We start from the raw sequence: 21,906 nt of genomic DNA, 5'->3' as shown, positions 1-21,906 counted from the left end.
TATGGCTAGACTGAATGTTAATCCAACTAGAATGGAGCTTTCAAGACTCAAGGCTAGATTGGCTACATCTACAAGAGGTCATAAGTTATTAAAGGATAAGCAAGATGAACTGATGAGACAATTTATTGCTATGATAAAAGAAAATAAAAAATTGAGAGAAGAAGTTGAGGGAAAGATAACGGATTCCTTTGAAGATTTTCTATTGGCAAGAAGTATGAATTCATCTCAAATGCTTGATGAAGCACTCGCTATTTCAAAAGAAACTATAAATTTGGAAATACAGACAAAAAATCTGATGAGTGTAAATGTTCCGGTGATGACATTTAGTAGAAGCAATGAAGAGGATGAATCGGCTATATATCCATATGGATTTGCAGGAACATCTTCAGAATTGGATGATGCTGTGAAGAAGCTTTACAATATCCTTCCTTATTTACTGAAACTTGCTGAAATAGAAAAGGCTTGTCAATTGATGGCTGATGAAATTGAAAGCACAAGAAGAAGGGTTAATGCCCTTGAATATATGACAATTCCTCAATTAAAGGAAACTATTACTTATATAAAGATGAAGCTGGAGGAAAATGATAGAAGCTCTATTATTCGTCTGATGAAAGTAAAAGATATAATAAATAAAGACAATTAATTTAAATAAAAAATGGAGATGGGGTCGATTTAATTGCCCGTCTTCATTTTTTATTTATCTTATAGAATATATCACGGGGCTTATATATCACAAAGTGAGGAAATAAAAACGGCGTATCCAATATAATTTGTATCGGATACCGCCGCATATAAATTTTTATAAATTTTTCATTAATGTTATTTAACGAAAAGCCTTTAACACTAATCTTCCAGCAATTTATTTAATTTCTTTGTTATCAAGAACATTATAACCGCAACAGCAAAAGATACTGCAGCAAAAGTCACAAATATAGTGTAAATTCCTAATTTTTCAACAAATATCTGAATATATCCGTTTAATTTTGCAGAAGCAAAAGTAGCAAATATCCAAACACTCATCATAACTGACAGATATTTCTTTGGAGCATGCTTACTTACGAAAGAGTTGCCTAGTGGTGAGAAACAAATTTCACCAAGAGTAAGTAATAGACCAAATAAGAATAACCATAATACTGAAGCTTGATGAGTTTCATCAGCACCTATACCTCTTGAAGTTTCCATTAACATCAATACAACATAGGCAAACCCTAAGAATACAAAAGCTAACGTAACCTTCTGGAACATTGATAAGTCACCCTGTGGTCTTGCGGCAAGTTTAGACCATAACTTGGCAGCCGCTAAACTTAGGAATATACATAATAGACCGTTCCAAGTAGTTGTAACGTGTTGAGGTGCTATTGTAGCTCCGGCTAAAGTCATATTTACAAACTTATTCATATAAATAGTAAGTGCTAATTCTTGCTGATAGTAGAATAACCAGAATATAACTGATACAAATGATACGAATACTATGGCTACAACTTTATTTTTTTCCTTTGAAGTTAGAGGAGCATTTACATCCACTATTTCTTCAACATTTTCTTCTACTGTAGTTTCTTCTACGATATTACCTTTTTCATCAGTTAAATATTTGAAAGGTTTTAGACCTTGACCTCTTAAAGTCTTATAACTAAGAGTGAAGAATATACCACCGATTAAAACTATAATACCACAGACTAAAAATACAGGTCTGAAACCAAGAACTTCACCTTGTCTAAACTGATTTAAATATAATATACCTGTTATTAATGATCCAAAAAATGCTCCAACGTTAACAAATGAGTACTGAATAGAAAACGCAGCATCTAATAATTCCTTATCATCAAATAATCTACCTATAATACTTGCAAGGTTACCCTTAAATAAACCAGTACCTATTGAAACTACTGCAATCATTAAATGAACAGACATCAAGCTGTGAGCTTTCCATCCGATAAAATAACCTAATGCCATCAAAACACACCCTATTGATACTGCATATCTGGCACCAAACCAACGGTCACATATAACACCACCAAGAACCGGTGCAAGATAAGTAAATGCGGTAAGATTTGCCGCGACAATTGATGCTTCAGTCGCATTAATTCCCAAACCACCTTTATCGATTGCAGTGATAAGGAAAAGAACTAGTAAAGGCTTACTTCCATAAAAAGCAAATCTTTCAAATGTGTAAGTAAGACAAGAGACATAAAAACCCAGTGGGTATTTCATTTTTCTAGTAACTGCTTGTTCCATAATTTTACCTCCAAAAAATTTTATTTTATCCGTTTATTTTAGAAATCGATTTCAAAACCTCTATAAACGGATTAAGAATAGATTTTACACCTATAATTAACAGTTTATATTCTTATTAAGATTTAGTCAAGGTTTTTAAAAGTAAAACTTTATCTTTTTTTATTTTTTGAATGTTTCTTTTTTTTATTTGGTATATTTGCTTTATTATTTATGTCTTTTTTATTAGTTTTTGTGTTTTTATCCTTACTTAAAAATTTTTTCTCATTCATCTTTTTCAATTTATATACAATGAATATATGAGATATAATTAAAAATACCGAAAAAGTTAATGTCAAGCTCATAGCTACTTGAAAACTATTAGCATTGACATCTTTGCCATTAAAATAATATGTATATATAACTCCAATAAAACTACAACCTGCTAATATAATCATATTTCTTCTGAACTCTAATAATTGCTTCATGTACTTCATATAATATGTTGGTTTACCAACTTCACCTCCTTTTAACTACATAGTGCTTATATTACAAGTACATTATACCATTTTTATTAAATATTAGTTAGATGGATTTTTCTTCTATTTACTTAATAAATTAACAATATAATATTATAGAAGAGAAATCCATCTTAAATAATTCTATGTTTATCCTAAATTCTTTTCAGTTATTTCTTCTATGTTGTATGGAGTTCTCTGGTATACACAATAATTTAACCAGTTCGAAAATAATAAATTATTGTGTGCTCTCCATTTCACCTGAATTCCATCTTCTCTTTTATTATTTTTATAATAATTTATTGGAATTTCAATATCCAAGCCCCGTTCTAAATCTCTCAGATACTCAAGTTCCAAAGTATCTCTATCATATTCTCCGTGACCTGCGATAAATATAAATCTTTCATCATTTGAAGTTGCTATATTGAGACCGACTTCTTTTGAAGAAGAAATAATATTTAAATCTTTTATTTTAGATATATCTTCTAATTTGCAATATGTGTGTCTTGAATGAGGTATATAAAATGTTTCATCAAATCCACTTACTATTGCAGATTTATAATCTATTTCACATTCAAATACTCCAAATACTTTGTTAGGAAGCTCATATTTATCTATTCCATAGAAATGATATAGAGCAGCTTGGGATGCCCAACATATAAATAGCGTTGAATATACATTTGTTCTGGCAAACTCTATTATCTCTATCATCTCACTCCAATAGTCCACATCTTCAAACCTTAAGTTTTCTACCGGTGCGCCTGTAATTATCATTGCATCATACTTTTTATTTTTTACATCTTCTATTGATATGTAAAATTTATCTAAATGTTCCCGACTGACGTTATTAGAATTATGAGTTTTGGTTTGTATTAGATCTACATTAACCTGTAAAGGAGTATTTGCTATTCTCCTTAATAACTGAGTTTCAGTTTTTTCCTTTGTTGGCATTAAATTTACAATTGCTAATTCCAATGCCCTAATATCTTGGGTTGTAGCCCTTTTTTCGTCTATTACAAAAATATTCTCTTTTTCTAAAATTTTAAATGCTGGCAAATCTCTAGGTATTATAATCGGCATATTCAAATCTCCCCCCTAAAAAATCTTGGCTATTTTTTCCTTTTACTTAAATTCTTTTTAAAGCATTTTCGATATCTTCCAATAAATCTTTTACATCTTCTATACCTACTGAAAGTCTTATTAAGCTGGAAGATATACCCCCTTTTTCCAGTTGCTTTTCCGTCAGTTGCCTATGAGTAGTACTTGCCGGATGGATTACACATGTTTTTGTATCAGCTACATGAGTGACTAGTGAAATTAGTTTTAAACTATTTATAAATTTCTTGGCTTCTTCTACGCCACCTTTTATTCCAAATGCTATTATTCCACTTGATCCATTTGGCAAATATTTTTTTGTCAAATTATATGTAGGATTACTTTCAAGCCCCGGATAACTTACCCATTCAATTTTTTCGTTTTCTTCCAGGAATTTTGCAATTTTAAGTGCATTTTCACTATGTCTTTCTAATCTAAGAGCAAGTGTTTCTATTCCTAAATCTGTTAAAAATGCATTGAAAGGGGATTGAATAAATCCTATATCTCTAACAAGAGCACACCTCGCTTTTGCACTTAGTGCAGCTTCACCAAATGTATCTACAAAACTCAGTCCGTGATAACTTGGATCGGGCTTTACTAAATCATCAAATTTACCGTTTTTCCAATTGAATTTGCCACCATCTACTAGGATTCCCCCTAATGCTCTTGCATGACCATCTATATATTTTGTTGTGGAGTGTGTAACAATATCTGCACCAAATTCTATTGGTCTGCAAAGGATTGGAGTAGCGAATGTATTATCGATTACTAGAGGAATACCATTTTCATGTGCAACATTTGCTATTCTTTCTATATCAAGAACTTCGACTTTTGGATTTCCTATTGTTTCTCCGAACACTAATTTTGTGTTATCCTTAATTGCTGATTTTATTTCGTTATCCGTAGCGTTGACTTTTATAAATGTAACATCTATCCCAAATCTTTTTAAAGTGTGTGTGAATAAACTAACTGTTCCCCCGTATAGATTTGATAAGGCTACTATATGATCTCCGGATTTACATAAAGTTAATACAGCCAATATGTTTGCCGATTGACCTGATGTCGTTGCTATGGCAGCTACTCCCCCTTCAAGATCTGCTATTTTAGATTCGAAATTTGACACAGTAGGATTTGATATTCTGGAGTAGATATGTCCCTCTGTCTTTAAATCAAATAAATCTCCCAGAATATCCGCAGAATCATATTTATATGTTGTTGATTGTACTAGTGGAGCCACTCTTGGTTCTCCGTTACCTGGAATATATCCCGAATGTAAACACTTAGTTGCCAAATTTAATTTTTTTGTCATAATAAATACCTCCTAATTTTTTGATTTTATACTTAATTAATATTAAACTATTTTAGATTTAGAGATTCCGTATATTTGCCAATTATTTTAGATATTTTAGTAATAAAAAAGTCCTTTTCAACAAATGTTGAAAAGGACGTTACTAACGTGTTACCACCTTTTATTCGCAAAATCTTCACAGATATCACCTCATCGGGTACACCAAGACTGCGAATAAAAAATTTCAAGTACTATCATACCCTAGTGCTATAACAGGCACACCCGACTGAATCTAAATATCGATACAGTATCTCCAAGACCATATTCACTAACTTCATTAACATCTGCTCTCACCATATGCAGCTTCTCTGTAGAAAAATTCATTAGCTACTCTTCTCTTCATTGAATTTTATTATGAATATGCTATCTATTATATTTAAAGATTTCTAAATTGTCAATATATTTTAAATTTTTTGTTTTGATAATTTTCTTTTATTTACAACTATTACTCTATTGATATTACTCTATTGAAATATTCCTCTCAGTTAATTTTTTTGAGTTTGTTATAAAATAATACACTATATTAGTCATTTCCTATAACTGTTAGTTCCTTATTAAATTTATTAAGGACTTCACAACCATCTTCAGTTATAAGAACCAGGTCTTCTATTCTTACACCAAATTCGCCAGGTAAATAGATTCCCGGTTCAATAGAGAATATCATACCAGGTTCAGCAACAGCAGTGTTTACTGAAGAGACGTCACCATAGTCATGGTCTTCCAATCCAATATGATGTCCTGTTCTATGAGTAAAGTACTCACCATATCCCATTTCAGTGATATAATCTCTACAAGCTGCATCTATATCACAAAATCTGGCACCCGGTTTAGAAGCGGCTATACCTCTTTTATTAGCTTCTAAAACTATTTCAAATACTTCTTTTCCTTTTTCACTTACTTCTTTCCAGAATACTGTTCTAGTCATGTCAGAGCAGTACATGTCTTTTTTGCAACCAATATCTATAATTATTGCATCTCCGGGTTTGGCATATCTGTCACCAGGTTCACCATGAGGATTAGCACCATTCGCAGCCATACCTATAATTGGATCAAACGATAGGCCTTCAGCTCCCATTTCTTCATAAAGCTTAATTAATTCACTGGCAATTTGTTTTTCAGTTTTATCAGCAGTGATTCTACCTATTATTTTTTCGCATGCTTCATCATTCATTAATGACACTTTTCTCATCAAATCTTTTTCTTCTTCATCTTTGTACATTCTCATTGTATCAACTATAAAAGATGAGTTGACAAATTTACTATTAGGGCAAAGTTCCATTAAACCAAGAACAAATCTGGCAGGCCAATTTTTATCGACACCTATAGTTTTAGATTTATCCATATAATTTGATACTACTTCTATTGAGTTATCAGTGTCGTTGAAAATAACCTTTTCCACACCCAGATCTTCTTCTATTGGGAAAAGAGCATTTACGAATAGTTTATGGTTTCCATCCAGATTTAGGTAAAGAGCAAATAGTCTTTCTCCCGGATTTAGGAAATAACCAGTTAAATAGAAAATAGCAAGCGGATCACTTACTAGCATTTGGGGAATATTTTCTTCTTTCATTCTCTTTAAAACCTGACTCACTCTGTTGTCTTTCATATAAATCCTCCCTTTGATAATATTACAATAATTTTTTTTTATAGAGTAATCCCTTTCAGTGAAATATGTTACTTTTGAGAATAATACTCTACGTACATTATATCACTACGATAGAAAAATTCAAATGATTTTAGGAGATAAATTACATAATGGAGTTTAATCATTTTTAGACCTTATTTTGTAGAATTATACTCGTCTATATGCTATAATTTCACTTAGGGTTATATTTTGCTTGAGACTTGGAAAACGATATACCTGAGTCTTAAATAATTTAGATAAATTTAATTGCAGAAAGGGTGGCATTATGAGTGAATTAAGAACACTTTATCCAGCTATTGAGGCTAATTTTACAGATTTTATAAAGGTAGATGATATACATACCATTTATTATGAAGAGTCAGGTAATCCAAATGGAAAACCTGTGGTATTTTTACATGGTGGACCGGGATGTGGTACGGCTCCATCTTGTAGACAATTTTTTGATCCGGAATTTTACAGAATAATCCTTTTTGATCAAAGAGGCAGTGGTAAAAGTACTCCTCATGCAAATCTTACAAATAATGATACAGACAGTATTATTTGTGATATGGAAAAGATAAGAGAAAAGTTAGGAATAGATAAATGGTTGGTATTTGGAGGTAGTTGGGGGTCAACTCTAGCGCTTAGTTATGCACTTCAGCACCCTGACAGAACAGTTGGCTTAGTTCTTAGAGGAATTTTCCTAGGTAGACAGGAAGATATTGATTGGATATATCAAGAAGGTGGAGCATCTAATATATTCCCGGACAAATGGGAAAAATTTATAGAAGTCATTCCTGAAGAGGAAAGAGGAGATTTAATTACAGCATATTATAAGAGACTTACTAGTGAAGATAGGGATACCAGAGTGGAAGCTGCAAGAGCTTGGAGTATGTGGGAAGGTAGCATAGTGACTCTTCTTCCTAATGACGATTTAGTTGAAGATTTTGGAGACGAGGATTATGCTATTTCTATGGCTACTATTGAATGCCATTTCTGGATGAATAATATGTTTAGAGAAAATATGAATTATATACTTGATGAAAGTGATATTATAAAGGATATACCTACAATTATTGCCCATGGTAGATATGATATGGATTGTAGATTTATAGGTGCGTATTTATTGAGTAAGAAACTTAATAATTGTAAGCTTTATCCTACGATTTCAGGACATTCTTCAGGAGAACCTGAAATTGTTGACGTACTTGTAAGAGCTACTGATGAATTTAAAAAATTATTTTAAATATATACATTTATGGACAATTTAAACTCAATATATTGAGTTTTGCCCAGAAGGGAGAATATAAAAATGAAAGTAAGTGAAAGAGTTTCTAAGTTAAGAGAGTTGATGGTGAAAAATAGTGTAGATATCTATATGGTACCTACAGCAGATTATCATAATAGTGAATATGTTGGAGAGCATTTCAAAGGAAGGGCATTTATCACCGGATTTACAGGATCGGCAGGTACTGCGCTGGTATTAAAAGATGAAGCGGGATTATGGACTGACGGCAGGTATTTTTTACAGGCCGGAAATCAACTTCAGGGTTCTGGAGTGGAGTTATTTAAAATGGGAGAACCCGGAGTTCCTTCAATAAATGAATTTATAGAAGATAAATTGCAGGAAGGAGGAGTCTTAGCTTTTGACGGCAGATCAGTTTCTTTTGGTGATGGTGTTGAATTACAAAAGATAGTATCTGATAAAAAGGGAAAAATAATATATAATGTAGATTTAGTAGATGAGGTTTGGAAAGATAGACCATCTATGTCAGAGGAACCTATATTTTATTTAGATGAAAAATACAGTGGAGAGTCTTCTGCAAGCAAAATAGAAAGAGTAAGAAATGAGATGAAAAAGCATAATGCGGATGCCCATGTAATTACTACTTTGGATGATACCGGATGGCTTCTTAACATAAGGGGTAGAGATGTGGAATATTTTCCATTAATTCTTTGCTATTCAATAGTTTATAATGACAAGGTTGCTTTATATATAAATGAAAGTAAGATAAGTGATGAAATAAAATCAAAACTGGTTGCTGATGGAGTTGAAATTAAGCCTTATAATGATATATATGAAGATGTGAAAAAATTAAACGGTACGGTATTAGTTGATCCGGATAGATTGAACTATGCTATGTATATGAATATACCTGACAATGTTAAAATAGCCGAGGCGATGAATCCTACTATTTTAATGAAGGCTATAAAAAATGAAACTGAAATAAAAAATATTTATCAGGCGCATATAAAAGACGGTGTGGCACATACTAAATTTATTTATTGGTTGAAAAAACTAGTAAAAGATGGGAAAATATCAGAGGAAACCGAAATGTCCGCTTCCGACAAGTTGGAAGAGCTTAGAGCTGCCCAAGGTGATTTTATATGTCCTAGTTTCGAGCCTATATGTGGTTACGGAGAGCATGGTGCGATAGTACACTATTCTTCATCAGAAGAAACTAATGTACATTTAGGAACAGGAACTTTATTCCTTACTGATACGGGTGCAAACTATATGCAGGGATCCACTGATATTACTAGAACTACTGCATTAGGTGAAATACCTCAGTTTATGAAAGACGATTATACAACGGTTTTACAATCTAATCTTAGACTTGCTAAGGCTAAATTCCTTTATGGTTGTATAGGTATGAATTTAGATATATTGGCAAGACAACCTTTCTGGGATAGGGGATTAAATTACAATCATGGCACAGGTCATGGTATAGGATATTTAGGAAATATACATGAACCTCCGACTGGATTTAGATGGCAATTTAGAAAACATGAAGTAATGCCTTTTGAAGCGGGAATGATAGTTACTGATGAGCCGGGTGTATATATAGCTGGTTCTCATGGTATTAGATTAGAAAATGAACTTTTAACTAAAAAAGGTATAGAGAATGAATATGGACAATTTATGGAATTTGAAGCAATTACATATGTACCATTTGATTTTGACGCAATAAATGTAGATATGTTAACAGAATCTGATAAGTTTGAGCTGAATACATATCACAAAAAAGTGTATGAGTTAATTTCTCCACATCTTGACGAAGAAGAAAGAGCATGGCTGAAAGAGGCTACTAGAGAAGTTTAAAATATAATTAACTGTATAGTTATGTGTTGACAGTATATAATGGATATTAAAAATTTTTATTAAAAATCCGTTATCATATTGTCAACACTTTTTTTGTTTTTTTCTATAATTTTTTTGAAAAAGGGTATAACATAAATGTAACGATTTCCTAATCGTATTAAAATAATGAAATATTATTTATTTTAGATAAATATTATATGTCATAAAATATCGGGCAGATATAAGTAAATAATGGTAAATTTTAATCTGTTTTAGGAAAATCTGGAAAGCATATTAATATTATACTTAGAATATAAGGAGAGGTATAGAAATGAACAAAGAAAAAAGCATTTTAAGTGGTAATCAAGCAGTTGCCAGGGGTTTTTATGAAGCAGGTGGTGTAGTAGCAACATCTTATCCGGGTTCACCAACTGTCGAAATAATTGATACAGTCAAAGAGTTTGACGGAGTATATGCAGAATTTTCAACGAATGAAAAAGTGGCGTTGGAAGCAGGTATAGGCTCATGTTTTGGTGGAGTAAGAACAATGGTGGTAATGAAACATGTAGGTGTAAATATTTGTATGGACCCTTTGATGACATTTACTCAAGCACCTATAGATGCAGGTTTTATGTTGGTTTCAGGGGATGATCCGGGTATGGCGAGTTCTCAGAATGAACAGGATAATAGAATTTTAGCAAAATTTGCAAATATGGCGGTTTTTGATCCATCTGATTCTCAAGAATCAAAGGATTTTGTAAAAGTCGGCCTGGATATTAGTGAGCAGTTTAAAATGCCTGTAATGATGAGAATTACAAGTAGAATTTGTCATGGAAGGTCAGTTGTGGAATTAGATGATAGAGTGGAAAAGATGGGACCGGAGTTTACCGGAGATCCAACTAAATATTGCATGCTTCCTCCACATACATTTAAGCATCAACATACTATGAAGCAAAGGATAGAAGATCTTTCTAAATTTGCTAATAATCTTGAAATAAATAAATTGGAAAAAAAGGGAAGTGATACATTAATAATTACTTCCGGTATCTGTTATTATAATTTGAGAGAAGTCTGTCCAGACGTCGATGTATTGAAGTTGGGCATGGTATATCCACTTCCGATAGATAAAATTAGAGAGTTATCCAAAGAGTATTCCAGAATCGTAGTAATTGAAGAGATGATGCCATTTATTGAAAATGAATTAAAAATTCATGGTATAGACTGCGTTGGTAAGGAGTTTTTCTCTTTTACAGGAGAATTACATTCAGAGATCATAGAAGAAGGGCTTTTAAAGGCAGGAATAATTAAAGAGAGAAGAGTAAAAAATCCGGAGCAGGACGATACAACTCCTAGAGGTCCATTATTCTGTCCGGGATGTCCACATAGACCTGTATTTGATATTTTGAAGAAATCAAAAGTTACTGTTATAGGTGATATCGGATGTTATACTATGGGATTACTTTATCCGATGGAAGTATTAAAGGCAAACATAAGTATGGGCGCATCCCTAGGAATGGTAAAAGGTATGAGAATTGCCATGGATAAACGAGGAGAACAGGATAAACCTCTAGTTGGTGTAATAGGAGATGGTACATTTTTCCATAGTGGTATGACAGGTTTTGCAAATTTGAAATATCAATTAAATGGAGACGAAAATATTACTATGATAGTTCTGGATAATGGTACTACCGGAATGACGGGTGGACAGCCTACAGCAGAATCTTATCACCTTGACAATCTTGGACAGGATATATCGGTTGAACAACTTATAAGAGATATGGGCTTTGATGATGTTCAGAAAATTGACCAGTTTAATTATAAAGAAGCTAAAAAGACAATTAATGATGCCATAAAGAGAAAAGGTATATCAGTTATAATTACTTCAAGACCATGTGCTTTAAGGTATAAAATAAAAGAAACTCCATTCGAGGTAGATCCTGAAATTTGTATAGGATGTAGAACTTGTATAAAGACAAATTGTCCTCCATTGAGAATGAAGAAATATGATGGTATAGAAAAGTTAAAATCATCTATAGATGAAAATCAGTGTGTAGGATGTTCTATATGTGCTCAGGTTTGTCCTGTTGGTGCTATCAAGAGAAAAGGATCTAAATAATGAAAGGGGAAAATAATATGAATAAGAACATAGTATTAGCAGGTGTAGGTGGACAAGGGCTAGTGATGACTACTAAAATAGTTGCCGAGGCTGCCTTCTTATCAGGATTAGATATAAAAACAAATGATGTGGTAGGTTTATCACAAAGAGGAGGTAAAGTTTGGGGAAGTATAAGAATAGGTGAAAAAGTTTTTTCTCCAAATGTAAGACCGGGTGAAGTAGATATACTGATAGGGTTTGAAGCCTTGGAAGGTAGAAGGTTTAGAAAAGAATTAAAGCCGAATACTTCTGTAGCTATTGTAAATAAGTATGAAATGGTACCGACTATGGTACAGCAAGGAGTAAAAGAATACGAACCGGATGTATTAGAAGAATTGCAGAAATATGCGGGTACTGTAATAATGGAAGATTTTACAAATAAGGCTGCAGAATTAGGTAATAAAGCGGCTGCAAATATTATATTGCTAGGTGTTTGTTCTAAGTTTATAGATGAAATTCCAATTGAAAATTGGATTGAAAGTATAGCTAGAAGTGTTCCAGCGAAATTTTTAGAATTGAATAAAGAATGTTTTATGTATGGTAGAAATTTATAAGGTTTTGTATTTTCTATATCAATATATATAGGTATTGTTTTTTTCAATAACATATACATTTTAATAGGTTCTTGCATTGCTTTAAAGTATAATAAAGATACGGAGATTGGAAATTTCTAAATATTTATTATATTAGGGGGTAGTAGCATGAATAATAACTCTACAAAAAAATTGATTTTTTCTGCAATTGGTATAGCAATTAATATAGTATTAGGAATGGTTGTAGGTTTATTACATATACCTTTATTATTTATGGATACAGTGGGAACGATATTTATAGCTGTAATATGTGGTCCTATATATGGGGCAGCAGTAGGAGGCATAACGAATTTAGTACTGGGTGTTCTTAAAGATCCGAGGGAAATACCGTTTTTGTTAGTCAATGTTGCAATTGGTTTAATTGTAGGTTTCATTGCTAAAAACAGGAAATTTGATATAAAGACGGCAGTTATAACCGGTTTGATTTTAGCAGTTGTTGCACCGTTGATTGGAACACCAATAGCGGTTTATGTATATGGTGGTATAACAGGTGATGTAAATGATATATTCTTTGTATGGCTTAAGAATTCAGGCATGGAAATTTTCTCTTCTGCATTTATTCCTAGAATAACTAGTAATATAGTAGATAAAGTAATTTCTTGTGTTTTAGTTTCAATTTGTTATGCCAGATTGAAAGGTGTTATAAAAAATGATTAGGAGTAACTCTATTATATATATTTCTCATTGCATATTAAATCAAAATTCTGTCGTGAAACCATTAGCTAGAAGTAGTGGCGTATATGCGTCGATTATAGATGAAATTATGATAAATGGAATAGGAATAGAACAATTACCCTGTCCTGAAATGCTATATTTGGGAATGGATAGAAAACCTATGACAAAAGAGGAATATGATACCTTAGATTATAACGCTTTATGTAAAGAACTTGCAGATAGATGTAAACTAGAAATCGATGAGTATATTTCCAAAGGGTATAATATAGTCGGAATTATAGGTATAAAAGAAAGCCCAACATGTTCAATTGAGGGACAAAAAGGAATATTTATGAAGTATCTTATGAAAAACGTAGATATTTTCAGACATAACTATTTGGAAGTGCCGGTCGATTATCTAGAGAATGATGAAAAAACCAAAAAGGAGTTTTTGAAAAAACTAAAAAAATTTTTGAATAATGATTAGTCCTTATAAAAATAGATTCTTCGTCAAATGACATTGATGAATAATCGCACAAATTATTAATCAGAAGAGAACGGTACTTTGAATGTATCGTTCTCTCTGTTTTTTTTTGTATTTTTGTATTATATAAAATTAAAATTTTCAGGCACATAAATTATATTTTAGAATAAAGTGTTTTTTTAAAATACGATTCATTCTATAAACATATAGTTTCAAAAGCGACGTTTTAATAGAAAATGCATATTGTGATTAAAGGAATATTTTAGATAATTATATTAGTATAGTTATATTGATATAATTATAAATTAATCGGGAGGTAAATTATATGATAGCTACTTTATCGAGAATGTGGCTTACCAGATCACTTAAACCATTTAGATTCACAAATGACTATGACAGAAAACTGCATTATATAAATTCCAGCAATTTAGGATTATATGTACATATACCATTTTGTAAAAGTATTTGTAACTTTTGTCCGTATTGTAAAGAAATATATACTAAAGAAAAATGTGATAGATATATAGATTCCCTGATAGATGAAATCAATTATGTATGTGGAGATACTAAAGAAAAGAAAAAAATTACAAGCCTGTATTTTGGTGGTGGAACACCTGCATTAGCTGTTGATAGATTGAACGATATAATAGAAGTATTAAATAAATATTTTGAGATTACTGATGGGATAGGTGTAGAATTACATCCGGAAAATGTATGTGATTCTACACTTTCTATTTTAAGAAAAATCGGGGTTACAAAAATTAGCATAGGTATACAGTCTTTTCAGGATAAATTTTTAGATATATTAGGGAGAGGGAAATTTGATTATTCAAATATGTTAAATTCTCTTAAAAAATATAAATTTGATACTGTTTCTATGGACTTTATATTTGCTTTGCCGGATCAAACTATTGATGATTTAAAAAAAGATATAGAGATGGCTTTTTCGAACGGGGCAAATCATATAGCGGTTTATCCGTTTATAGACTTTGATTTTACTAAAAGTAACGTAAAAGCAATGACTAAAAGAGAAAAAAGAAAACTTCTTGATGAAATAACTCTTTATTGTGAGAAAAAAGGATATCACAGAGATTCAATATGGACTTTTGCCAAGGAAAAAAATGCCAAGTATTCGTCTATGACAAGAGATAATTTCTTGGGTTTTGGTTGTTCGGCAACTACGGTTTTGGATGAACAGTTTAAAATAAATACCTTTTCAGTAGAGGATTATATAAATAGAATAGCTGACAAGGACATGGCGACATCTTTGACTATTAGATTTACCAAAAGACAAAGAATGCTATATTATTTATTTTGGACGGCTTATACTACAAGAATAAATAAGAAAAATTTTGAAAGTTTTTTTGGAGTTTCATTAAAAAGAATGTATGGATTTGAGCTTTTGATTGGAAAAATGGTTGGATTTTTCACTGAAGATGATGACGAGTATAAAATGACTCTAAAAGGGGCATTTTATTACCATCATTACGAGAATTATTATACACTGGCATATATAGACAAAATGTGGGGTATAATGAGAGATGTCGCATTTCCGGAAAAAATAGAATTATAATAAAAGTATTTTAATATTTTTGGAAATGTTATAATGTAGTTAGTAAGTAATTGATAAAAGGAAAGATAATATTATATTTAGGAATAGGGAAGAAGTATATAATAATATATTGTATAAGGAGGGAAAAAATGATCAGACGATTTTTAGAATTTTATCCGGAAATTCCGGAATCCTGTTATGTGGATATTGCTGCAAATGTAATTGGAAACGTGAAATTTGGTGAAAACGTAAGCGTTTGGCCATGTGCATCTGTAAGAGGAGAAAAAGAAATAAGAGTAGGAAATTATTCTAACATACAAGATTCGGCTATAATTCATGGGGATGGAGATGTAATTATAGGTGATTATGTTTCGTTGGGGCATGGATGTATAGTTCATGGTGCTACATTGGGAAATAATATTTTAGTAGGAATGGGTGCGATAGTATTGGATGGCGCAAAAATAGGCGACAATTGTATAATAGGGGCAGGAGCTTTAATAACAGGGAATAAGGTTTTTGAAGAGGGAAGCTTGATTATAGGTTCTCCGGCAAGAGCTGTAAGAAAATTATCTCAAGAAGAGATTGATGGTATCAGAGAAACTGCTAATTGGTATTTGGGTGTTATTAAAGATTATAAAAGTATGGAATAATTAGAGTCCTGAAATAAGTTATATTAATGTAATTAATTGATAAATAAAGGTATTTAAGAATTTATAAAAATGTAGTATTATATAAGATGATAGAACAGTGATAACTTAATAATTAGGAGGAAATTTTAATGAATATCAATCAGAAAGCAGTAAATGCATTAAGAATATTGTCTGCTGACCAGATTCAAAAAGCAAATTCAGGACATCCGGGTTTACCACTGGGTGCGGCTCCTGCAGCTTACGAACTGTGGGCAAATCATATGAATCATAACCCGAAAAATCCAAATTGGTCAAATAGGGATAGATTTATACTATCTGCCGGACACGGTTCCGCTTTGTTATATTCTTTATTACATATGTTTGGATATGAGGGAATGACGATAGATGAATTAAAGAATTTCAGACAGTTTGGGCATCTTACTCCGGGACATCCCGAATATGGTCATACAATAGGAGTTGAATCTACAACAGGTCCACTGGGGGCAGGTGTATCTACCGCTGTTGGTATGGCAATGGCAGAATCTCATTTGGCATCTGTATTTAATAGGGATGGATACCCGGTAGTTGATCATTACACATTTGCAATGACTGGAGATGGCTGCCTAATGGAAGGGGTAGCATATGAAGCCCTTTCATTAGCCGGAACTTTGAAATTGGATAAATTGATTGTAATGTATGATTCAAATGATATAACTATAGAAGGGGATACAAGTACAGCCTTTAAGGAAGATGTTGCCGCTAGATTTAAAGCATTTGGTTTCCAGGTACAGATAGTAGAAGATGGAAACGATATTGAATCTATAGGTAAGGCTATAGAAAATGCCAAAGCAGATAAAGAAAGGCCGTCATTAATTATATGTAGAACTCAGATTGGGTATGGCTGTCCGGCAAAAGTCGGCAAAGCTTCTGCTCATGGAGAACCACTAGGAGAAGAAAATGTAAAAGAACTTAGAAAATTCCTGGGATGGGAAAATGAAAATGAATTTGAAGTTTCGTCTGATATATATAGTCATTATAAAAAAATAGCCGATATAAATGCCGATAAAGAAGCAAGATGGACTGAAATGTTCGAAAGATATTGTAATGAATTTCCAGAATTAAAAGAAAAATGGAATTTATTCCACGGAGAATTAGATACAAATAAATTGGAAGATGAAGCATTTTGGTCATATGAAACAAAGGCTATGGCAACAAGAGCAACATCCGGAGATATAATAAATAAGCTAAAAGATATGTATCAGAACTTGATTGGCGGCTCAGCGGATCTTGCTCCATCAAATAAAACAGAAATGAAAGGTGAAGGATTCTTTTCTCCGGAGAATAGATCCGGTAGAAATATTCATTTCGGAGTGAGAGAAATGGCTATGACTGCCATTACAAATGGATTGTATTTACATGGTGGTTTGAAACCATTCTGTGCTACGTTTTTTGTATTTAGTGATTTTATGAAACCAATGATAAGGTTAGCAGCTTTAATGGGATTGCCCGTTGCTTATGTTCTTACACATGATAGTATCGGTGTTGGTGAGGACGGACCTACTCATGAACCGGTAGAACAGTTGGCAATGCTTAGAACAATTCCGAATCTAAATGTGTTTAGACCGGCAGATTATACTGAAACAGCAGTGGCTTGGGCTTCGGCAATTAAATCTAAATCTACTCCGACAGCATTGGTTCTTACAAGACAAAACTTGCCACAGTTGGAAGGATCTTCCAGAGAAGCTGAAAAAGGTGCATATGTATTAAGTGAAGCATCTAATAAAGAAAATATAGATTTAATCATAATGGCATCCGGTTCAGAAGTAGAGCTGGCAATAAACGCTAAAGTGGAGTTAGAAAAAGAAGGTTATTCTGTAAGAGTTGTATCTGTACCATGTATGGATTTATTTGAAATACAGTCTTGTGAATATAAAGAATTTGTATTACCATCTTATGTTAAATCAAGATTGGCTGTTGAGGCAGGTTCAACAATGCCTTGGTTTAAGTATGTAGGTCTTGAAGGTGATGTAATAGGAATGACATCGTTTGGTGCATCTGCTCCTGCTGGAGTTTTATTTAAGCATTTTGGATTTACTACTGAAAATGTAGTCGAAAAAGCAAAAAATATATTAAAAAAATAGGAATTTTATAATTATTAATTATAAAATTTTAATAAGCATGTTTTTATTTTCCTTTTTAAATCAATTTTAAATCAATTAGAGAGAATTGATAAAAAAGTGAAATAAATTTAAAAAAAATGAATAAAATCTTAAGATAGAATAGTGGAAATGGAAAGATTTGGATAGATAAAATCAAATCTTTCTATTTTTTATTTGTTATATTATTACTGTATTATTACTTTGGAGTATAGATGCCTTTCGAGTAGAAAATGACACCACTTATAACAATACTATTGAAATGTATTTTTACCAGTGCTATCTTTTAACTATGTCATTAAAGTATTTTATTTTCATAAAGTTGATAGTTAGGAGGACGGAAATGTTGGATAATTTGATTAATGAGGGATTACATTATTATATATCATCGTTTATGCTTGTGTTGATTATGATAAATCTTTTGAAAGGTAAAAAATCCGATGGGAAAGAAATAATAAATGATTTGATTGCGGGTGCAATTATTACTTTATTGGAAATAGCGGTATCAAGAACAGGTATTTATCGAACACATATAATTTCAGGTTTATCTTATCCCGGTGCATATACTATTATAGAATTGATTTTAGTATATGTTTATGTAAAATATAAATATGAACCTAAATATATTGGGATATTAGCACTATTTTTTTATTTACTATATATAGCCTTAAATGTATCATATATTTATGTAATATTAAATTTTGTATATGGTATTTTAAATGTTATAGATATAAGAGATCAACAGATAACAGGATTTTTATTTACGATGATTGAATATATAATTGTAATTCCTGCTATAGTTTATTTTATTTCAAAATATGTTTTTAAAAAATTATCATTAAAAGATTTATATTTGGAAAAAAAAGATGAATGGGTTCTTATCATTATATATATTATAACTTACTTGTTGTTGTTAAGGAGCAATAGTATTTTTATGAGCTTTCAATTTAATGATTTTAATAGTAAAGAGGCTATAGAGTATTATCGTACTATGAGAGGAAACGAACTTGTTATTACATTGGGCATTGTAGTAATATCATTGCTTAATACATATTTTTATACGAAAGCGAGTAAACTTTATAAGGATTTTTATGAAAATAAGATTTCAAATACTATGAAAAAGTGTAGTGAAAATTATCTGGATGAGGTTATTAAACATAGTGAAAAAATAAGTAAATTAAGCCACGATTTTAAAAATCATATGATGGTTATAGAGACCTTGGCTAGTGAAGAAAATGATGAAATTAAATCATACATTGAACCTCTGATTAGAGAAAAAGAGTCATTGCAATTAAAGGTAAGATCAGGTAATGATATAGTGGATATTGTACTTAATGAAAAAATACAGGATATGGAAAAATTAAATATAAAAAATGATGTGAAAGCTGTTGTACCAAATAAAATGGAAATTTCACAATATGATTTAAGTGCGATATTATTTAATACAATTGATAATGCTATAGAAGCATGCACACATGTGGATAATCCTGAAATAAATATTGAAATAACACCTAAGAACGATAGCTTAGTATATACTATAGAAAATAATTATGACGAAAACTATAATGGAAAAAGGAATTATGCAGAGAAAGATGGGCTTTTAAGCGGAAATGGAACTAAAATTGTCAAGGAAATTGTAGAAAAATACTATGGTGATATGAAGATAGATAAAAAAAATGGCAGCTATAGAGTATCTATGTTCTTCAAAATATAAGTATTCTCAACAGCGGTTTGTTTTATATGAATATAAGATTTTGATAGAAGATAAATATAGTATGGCAAACAAGATTGAAGGCCGGTGATGAAGATATGATTAATATAGCAATTTGCGAAGATGACATTGTTTTTAGAAAATTAATATATAATGAAATGAATCGATTTTTAAATGCTATTGGAATAGATGGTCAAATAAAGTCATATAGCAATGGACAAGATTTACTCCAACAGAAAAACATATATAACTTTGATATATATTTGTTTGATATTGAGATTGGAGAAGATGATGGAATTGATATGGCAAAGCAGATAAGAATAAATGATAATAATGCTATATTTATCTTCATCACCAACAAAAATGAAAGGGTATATGAAGTATTTAATCTGGATACTTTTGGATTTGTGAGAAAGTCAAATTTGAAAAAAGAGTTGCCGGTATTGATGAGTAGATTAAAAGAAAAATTGAGCGGATATATAAATAAGTATCAGATTAAATGTGAAAATGGTAATAGATATATTACTTTAAATGAAATATATTATATTGAAAGAGTGTCAGGAAATATATATATTCACACAAAAGAAGAAAATATTACCACCAGATATAGGTATATGACGGAGTTGCCGTTTGAGATAATAAATGATGTTATGAAAGAAGTGTATAGAGGAATAGTGGTTAATTTTAATCACATAAGTCATATTAATAATAATGATATAATTATGACGAATGGTGAGAAAGTTCCTATTTCTAGGAGAAAAAAAACAAAAATAAAGGATGATTATAGAGAATTTATGTTTAGATGATAAGAAAATAGTTTCATATAATCACTAACAAGAAAGAAAATTATTTAAATAAAGTTCAATATATAACGAATGTAATTTATATTATATGATTGTTAATACCGCTAAAAGAAAAAAAATAAAAAAAATATAGAAAAAGTGTTGACGGATATAAATGACTATGATAATATAATACTTGTCCTTGATGAGGACGGAAAAATAAAACTCCTTAAAAAGTTTAAATGTGGTTATTATAGCAGAGAGGATACACCTGTTTCCATTCCGAACACAGAAGTTAAGCTCTTTAGCGCTGAAGGTACTTGGTGGGAAGCTGCCTGGGAGAATAGGACGTAGCCACGTTATTCCAAGGTAGCTCAATGGTGGAGCAACCGGCTGTTAACCGGTAGGCTGTGGGTTCGAGCCCCACCCTTGGAGCTTTTACTTGGCTCCTTGGTCAAGCGGTTAAGACACCGCCCTTTCACGGCGGTAACAGGGGTTCGATTCCCCTAGGAGTCATATGTGGGAGTATAGCTCAGCTGGGAGAGCATCTGCCTTACAAGCAGGGGGTCACAGGTTCGAGCCCTGTTACTCCCACCAGATAAGTAAGCTGGTGTGGCTCAACGGTAGAGCAGCTGACTTGTAATCAGCAGGTTGTAGGTTCGATTCCTATCACCAGCTCCACTAAGAAAATAATATATCATGGTCTATTAGCTCAGTCGGTAGAGCACTTGACTTTTAATCAAGGTGTCCCGCGTTCGAGTCGCGGATAGATCATTATTGGAGAGGTGTCCGAGTGGTTTAAGGAGCTGGTCTTGAAAACCAGTGATGCTTAACGGCACCGTGGGTTCGAATCCCACCCTCTCCGCCATTTTTGCTTTTTTTCTTCGATGGCGGAGAAGAAAAGTTTTATAATGCTTATAATTGCACGGAGAAGTACTCAAGAGGCTCAAGAGGATCCCCTGCTAAGGGATTAGGCTGGGTAACCGGTGCGAGGGTTCGAATCCCTCCTTCTCCGCCATTTTGGACGAGGTGTAGCGCAGTTTGGTAGCGCACGTGGTTTGGGACCATGGGGCCGGGGGTTCGAGTCCCTTCACCTCGACCATTTATTTTATGCAATTTGGACCATTAGCTCAGTTGGTTAGAGCGCCCGGCTCATAACCGGTAGGTCCGGGGTTCGAGTCCCTGATGGTCCACCATTAGGAAAGAAAGAACCAAAATGAACTTTGAAAATTGAACAGCAGGTTAATTCAATAAGCTTTTTAAGCAAATTGATTAATCGTTTAAATAATAATAAGACTATGTAAGTTTTGTT

General features: G+C 32.0%; 17 protein-coding genes, 9 tRNA genes, 1 rRNA gene and 1 other annotated feature. Of the genes, 22 read left to right on the top strand and 5 right to left on the bottom strand.

What is annotated here, in order from left to right; genetic code table 11:
• Position 1 precedes the first annotated feature (1 nt).
• Entirely contained in the window at positions 2–643 is a 642-nt protein-coding gene (locus tag HLB29_RS08760; protein WP_185624782.1) for a V-type ATP synthase subunit D, read from the top strand.
• 200 nt (positions 644–843) lie between these two features.
• Here the strand turns inward: HLB29_RS08760 and HLB29_RS08755 are convergent, their stop codons facing one another.
• From HLB29_RS08755 to HLB29_RS08735, 5 genes are all read right to left on the bottom strand, one after another.
• Positions 844–2,235 (bottom strand): peptide MFS transporter, encoded by a 1,392-nt coding sequence (locus HLB29_RS08755; RefSeq protein ID WP_185624781.1) that lies wholly within the window; start codon positions 2,233–2,235, stop codon positions 844–846.
• 149 nt (positions 2,236–2,384) lie between these two features.
• Complete coding sequence (locus HLB29_RS08750; protein ID WP_185624780.1) at positions 2,385–2,669, bottom strand: hypothetical protein; 285 nt, start codon at positions 2,667–2,669, stop codon at positions 2,385–2,387.
• 210 nt (positions 2,670–2,879) lie between these two features.
• A complete protein-coding gene (locus tag HLB29_RS08745) occupies positions 2,880–3,809 on the bottom strand; it encodes a homoserine O-succinyltransferase (protein ID WP_185624791.1) in 930 nt (309 codons plus the stop codon).
• Positions 3,810–3,855: 46 nt separating this feature from the next.
• Positions 3,856–5,133 carry an O-acetylhomoserine aminocarboxypropyltransferase/cysteine synthase family protein gene (locus HLB29_RS08740; protein ID WP_185624779.1) on the bottom strand — a complete coding sequence of 426 codons (1,278 nt, stop codon included), beginning with the start codon at positions 5,131–5,133 and terminating at the stop codon, positions 3,856–3,858.
• Positions 5,134–5,262: 129 nt separating this feature from the next.
• Positions 5,263–5,524 (bottom strand) — a binding site (T-box leader).
• A 171-nt stretch (positions 5,525–5,695) separates the two neighbouring features.
• Complete coding sequence (locus tag HLB29_RS08735) at positions 5,696–6,778, bottom strand: M24 family metallopeptidase (protein ID WP_185624778.1); 1,083 nt, start codon at positions 6,776–6,778, stop codon at positions 5,696–5,698.
• 304 nt (positions 6,779–7,082) lie between these two features.
• Between HLB29_RS08735 and pip the strand changes: the two genes are divergently transcribed.
• The 21 genes from pip (at position 7,083) to HLB29_RS08630 (ending at position 21,790) form a co-directional block, all read left to right on the top strand.
• Positions 7,083–8,042 (top strand): prolyl aminopeptidase, encoded by a 960-nt coding sequence (pip, locus tag HLB29_RS08730; RefSeq protein WP_185624777.1) that lies wholly within the window; start codon positions 7,083–7,085, stop codon positions 8,040–8,042.
• A 66-nt stretch (positions 8,043–8,108) separates the two neighbouring features.
• A complete protein-coding gene (locus tag HLB29_RS08725) occupies positions 8,109–9,899 on the top strand; it encodes an aminopeptidase P family N-terminal domain-containing protein (protein WP_185624776.1) in 1,791 nt (596 codons plus the stop codon).
• 310 nt (positions 9,900–10,209) lie between these two features.
• Complete coding sequence (locus tag HLB29_RS08720) at positions 10,210–11,994, top strand: thiamine pyrophosphate-dependent enzyme (protein WP_185624775.1); 1,785 nt, start codon at positions 10,210–10,212, stop codon at positions 11,992–11,994.
• 17 nt (positions 11,995–12,011) lie between these two features.
• Positions 12,012–12,587 carry an indolepyruvate oxidoreductase subunit beta gene (locus HLB29_RS08715; protein ID WP_185624774.1) on the top strand — a complete coding sequence of 192 codons (576 nt, stop codon included), beginning with the start codon at positions 12,012–12,014 and terminating at the stop codon, positions 12,585–12,587.
• Positions 12,588–12,734: 147 nt separating this feature from the next.
• Positions 12,735–13,283, top strand: a complete 549-nt coding sequence (locus tag HLB29_RS08710) for a CD3073 family putative ECF transporter S component (protein WP_185624773.1) — start codon at positions 12,735–12,737, stop codon at positions 13,281–13,283.
• A complete protein-coding gene (locus HLB29_RS08705) occupies positions 13,276–13,767 on the top strand; it encodes a CD3072 family TudS-related putative desulfidase (protein ID WP_185624772.1) in 492 nt (163 codons plus the stop codon). The genes HLB29_RS08710 and HLB29_RS08705 overlap by 8 nt, the downstream gene beginning before the upstream one ends.
• A 322-nt stretch (positions 13,768–14,089) precedes the next feature.
• Positions 14,090–15,337 carry a coproporphyrinogen-III oxidase family protein gene (locus HLB29_RS08700; protein WP_185624771.1) on the top strand — a complete coding sequence of 416 codons (1,248 nt, stop codon included), beginning with the start codon at positions 14,090–14,092 and terminating at the stop codon, positions 15,335–15,337.
• 128 nt (positions 15,338–15,465) lie between these two features.
• On the top strand, positions 15,466–15,966 hold the full coding sequence (locus HLB29_RS08695; protein WP_185624770.1) for a gamma carbonic anhydrase family protein: 501 nt from the start codon (positions 15,466–15,468) through the stop codon (positions 15,964–15,966).
• A gap of 128 nt (positions 15,967–16,094) precedes the next feature.
• The gene (gene tkt / locus HLB29_RS08690) at positions 16,095–18,086 is read left to right on the top strand and encodes a transketolase (RefSeq protein WP_185624769.1); all 1,992 of its coding nucleotides are present in this window, start codon (positions 16,095–16,097) and stop codon (positions 18,084–18,086) included.
• A gap of 358 nt (positions 18,087–18,444) precedes the next feature.
• On the top strand, positions 18,445–19,815 hold the full coding sequence (locus HLB29_RS08685; RefSeq protein WP_185624768.1) for a sensor histidine kinase: 1,371 nt from the start codon (positions 18,445–18,447) through the stop codon (positions 19,813–19,815).
• Positions 19,816–19,910: 95 nt separating this feature from the next.
• Complete coding sequence (locus tag HLB29_RS08680) at positions 19,911–20,618, top strand: LytR/AlgR family response regulator transcription factor (protein WP_185624767.1); 708 nt, start codon at positions 19,911–19,913, stop codon at positions 20,616–20,618.
• Between the two features lie 219 nt (positions 20,619–20,837).
• Positions 20,838–20,954 (top strand): 5S ribosomal RNA (gene rrf / locus HLB29_RS08675).
• Between the two features lie 3 nt (positions 20,955–20,957).
• A tRNA-Asn gene (locus tag HLB29_RS08670) sits at positions 20,958–21,029 on the top strand.
• A 9-nt stretch (positions 21,030–21,038) separates the two neighbouring features.
• Positions 21,039–21,110: transfer RNA gene (locus tag HLB29_RS08665), tRNA-Glu, on the top strand.
• Between the two features lie 5 nt (positions 21,111–21,115).
• Positions 21,116–21,191 (top strand) — tRNA-Val (locus HLB29_RS08660).
• A 9-nt stretch (positions 21,192–21,200) separates the two neighbouring features.
• Positions 21,201–21,275: transfer RNA gene (locus HLB29_RS08655), tRNA-Thr, on the top strand.
• 20 nt (positions 21,276–21,295) lie between these two features.
• A tRNA-Lys gene (locus HLB29_RS08650) sits at positions 21,296–21,368 on the top strand.
• A gap of 5 nt (positions 21,369–21,373) precedes the next feature.
• A tRNA-Ser gene (locus HLB29_RS08645) sits at positions 21,374–21,462 on the top strand.
• Between the two features lie 59 nt (positions 21,463–21,521).
• Positions 21,522–21,612, top strand: a tRNA-Ser gene (locus HLB29_RS08640).
• Between the two features lie 7 nt (positions 21,613–21,619).
• Positions 21,620–21,696, top strand: a tRNA-Pro gene (locus tag HLB29_RS08635).
• Positions 21,697–21,713: 17 nt separating this feature from the next.
• Positions 21,714–21,790 (top strand) — tRNA-Ile (locus HLB29_RS08630).
• Positions 21,791–21,906: the final 116 nt, after the last annotated feature.

It is taken from the genome of Peptostreptococcus canis, from assembly GCF_014229965.1.
GTDB classification, from domain to species: domain Bacteria; phylum Bacillota; class Clostridia; order Peptostreptococcales; family Peptostreptococcaceae; genus Peptostreptococcus; species Peptostreptococcus canis.
This window is presented reverse-complemented; position numbering and strand designations above follow the sequence as displayed.

Coding starts and splice junctions, on each gene's coding strand:
- HLB29_RS08735 (WP_185624778.1), bottom strand. CDS start 6,778: ATGAAAGACAACAGAGTGAGTCAGGTTTTAAAGAGAATGAAAGAAGAA.
- HLB29_RS08715 (WP_185624774.1), top strand. CDS start 12,012: ATGAATAAGAACATAGTATTAGCAGGTGTAGGTGGACAAGGGCTAGTG.
- HLB29_RS08710 (WP_185624773.1), top strand. CDS start 12,735: ATGAATAATAACTCTACAAAAAAATTGATTTTTTCTGCAATTGGTATA.
- HLB29_RS08725 (WP_185624776.1), top strand. CDS start 8,109: ATGAAAGTAAGTGAAAGAGTTTCTAAGTTAAGAGAGTTGATGGTGAAA.
- HLB29_RS08720 (WP_185624775.1), top strand. CDS start 10,210: ATGAACAAAGAAAAAAGCATTTTAAGTGGTAATCAAGCAGTTGCCAGG.
- HLB29_RS08745 (WP_185624791.1), bottom strand. CDS start 3,809: ATGCCGATTATAATACCTAGAGATTTGCCAGCATTTAAAATTTTAGAA.
- HLB29_RS08680 (WP_185624767.1), top strand. CDS start 19,911: ATGATTAATATAGCAATTTGCGAAGATGACATTGTTTTTAGAAAATTA.
- HLB29_RS08740 (WP_185624779.1), bottom strand. CDS start 5,133: ATGACAAAAAAATTAAATTTGGCAACTAAGTGTTTACATTCGGGATAT.
- HLB29_RS08700 (WP_185624771.1), top strand. CDS start 14,090: ATGATAGCTACTTTATCGAGAATGTGGCTTACCAGATCACTTAAACCA.
- tkt (WP_185624769.1), top strand. CDS start 16,095: ATGAATATCAATCAGAAAGCAGTAAATGCATTAAGAATATTGTCTGCT.
- HLB29_RS08760 (WP_185624782.1), top strand. CDS start 2: ATGGCTAGACTGAATGTTAATCCAACTAGAATGGAGCTTTCAAGACTC.
- HLB29_RS08750 (WP_185624780.1), bottom strand. CDS start 2,669: ATGATTATATTAGCAGGTTGTAGTTTTATTGGAGTTATATATACATAT.
- HLB29_RS08705 (WP_185624772.1), top strand. CDS start 13,276: ATGATTAGGAGTAACTCTATTATATATATTTCTCATTGCATATTAAAT.
- pip (WP_185624777.1), top strand. CDS start 7,083: ATGAGTGAATTAAGAACACTTTATCCAGCTATTGAGGCTAATTTTACA.
- HLB29_RS08695 (WP_185624770.1), top strand. CDS start 15,466: ATGATCAGACGATTTTTAGAATTTTATCCGGAAATTCCGGAATCCTGT.
- HLB29_RS08755 (WP_185624781.1), bottom strand. CDS start 2,235: ATGGAACAAGCAGTTACTAGAAAAATGAAATACCCACTGGGTTTTTAT.
- HLB29_RS08685 (WP_185624768.1), top strand. CDS start 18,445: ATGTTGGATAATTTGATTAATGAGGGATTACATTATTATATATCATCG.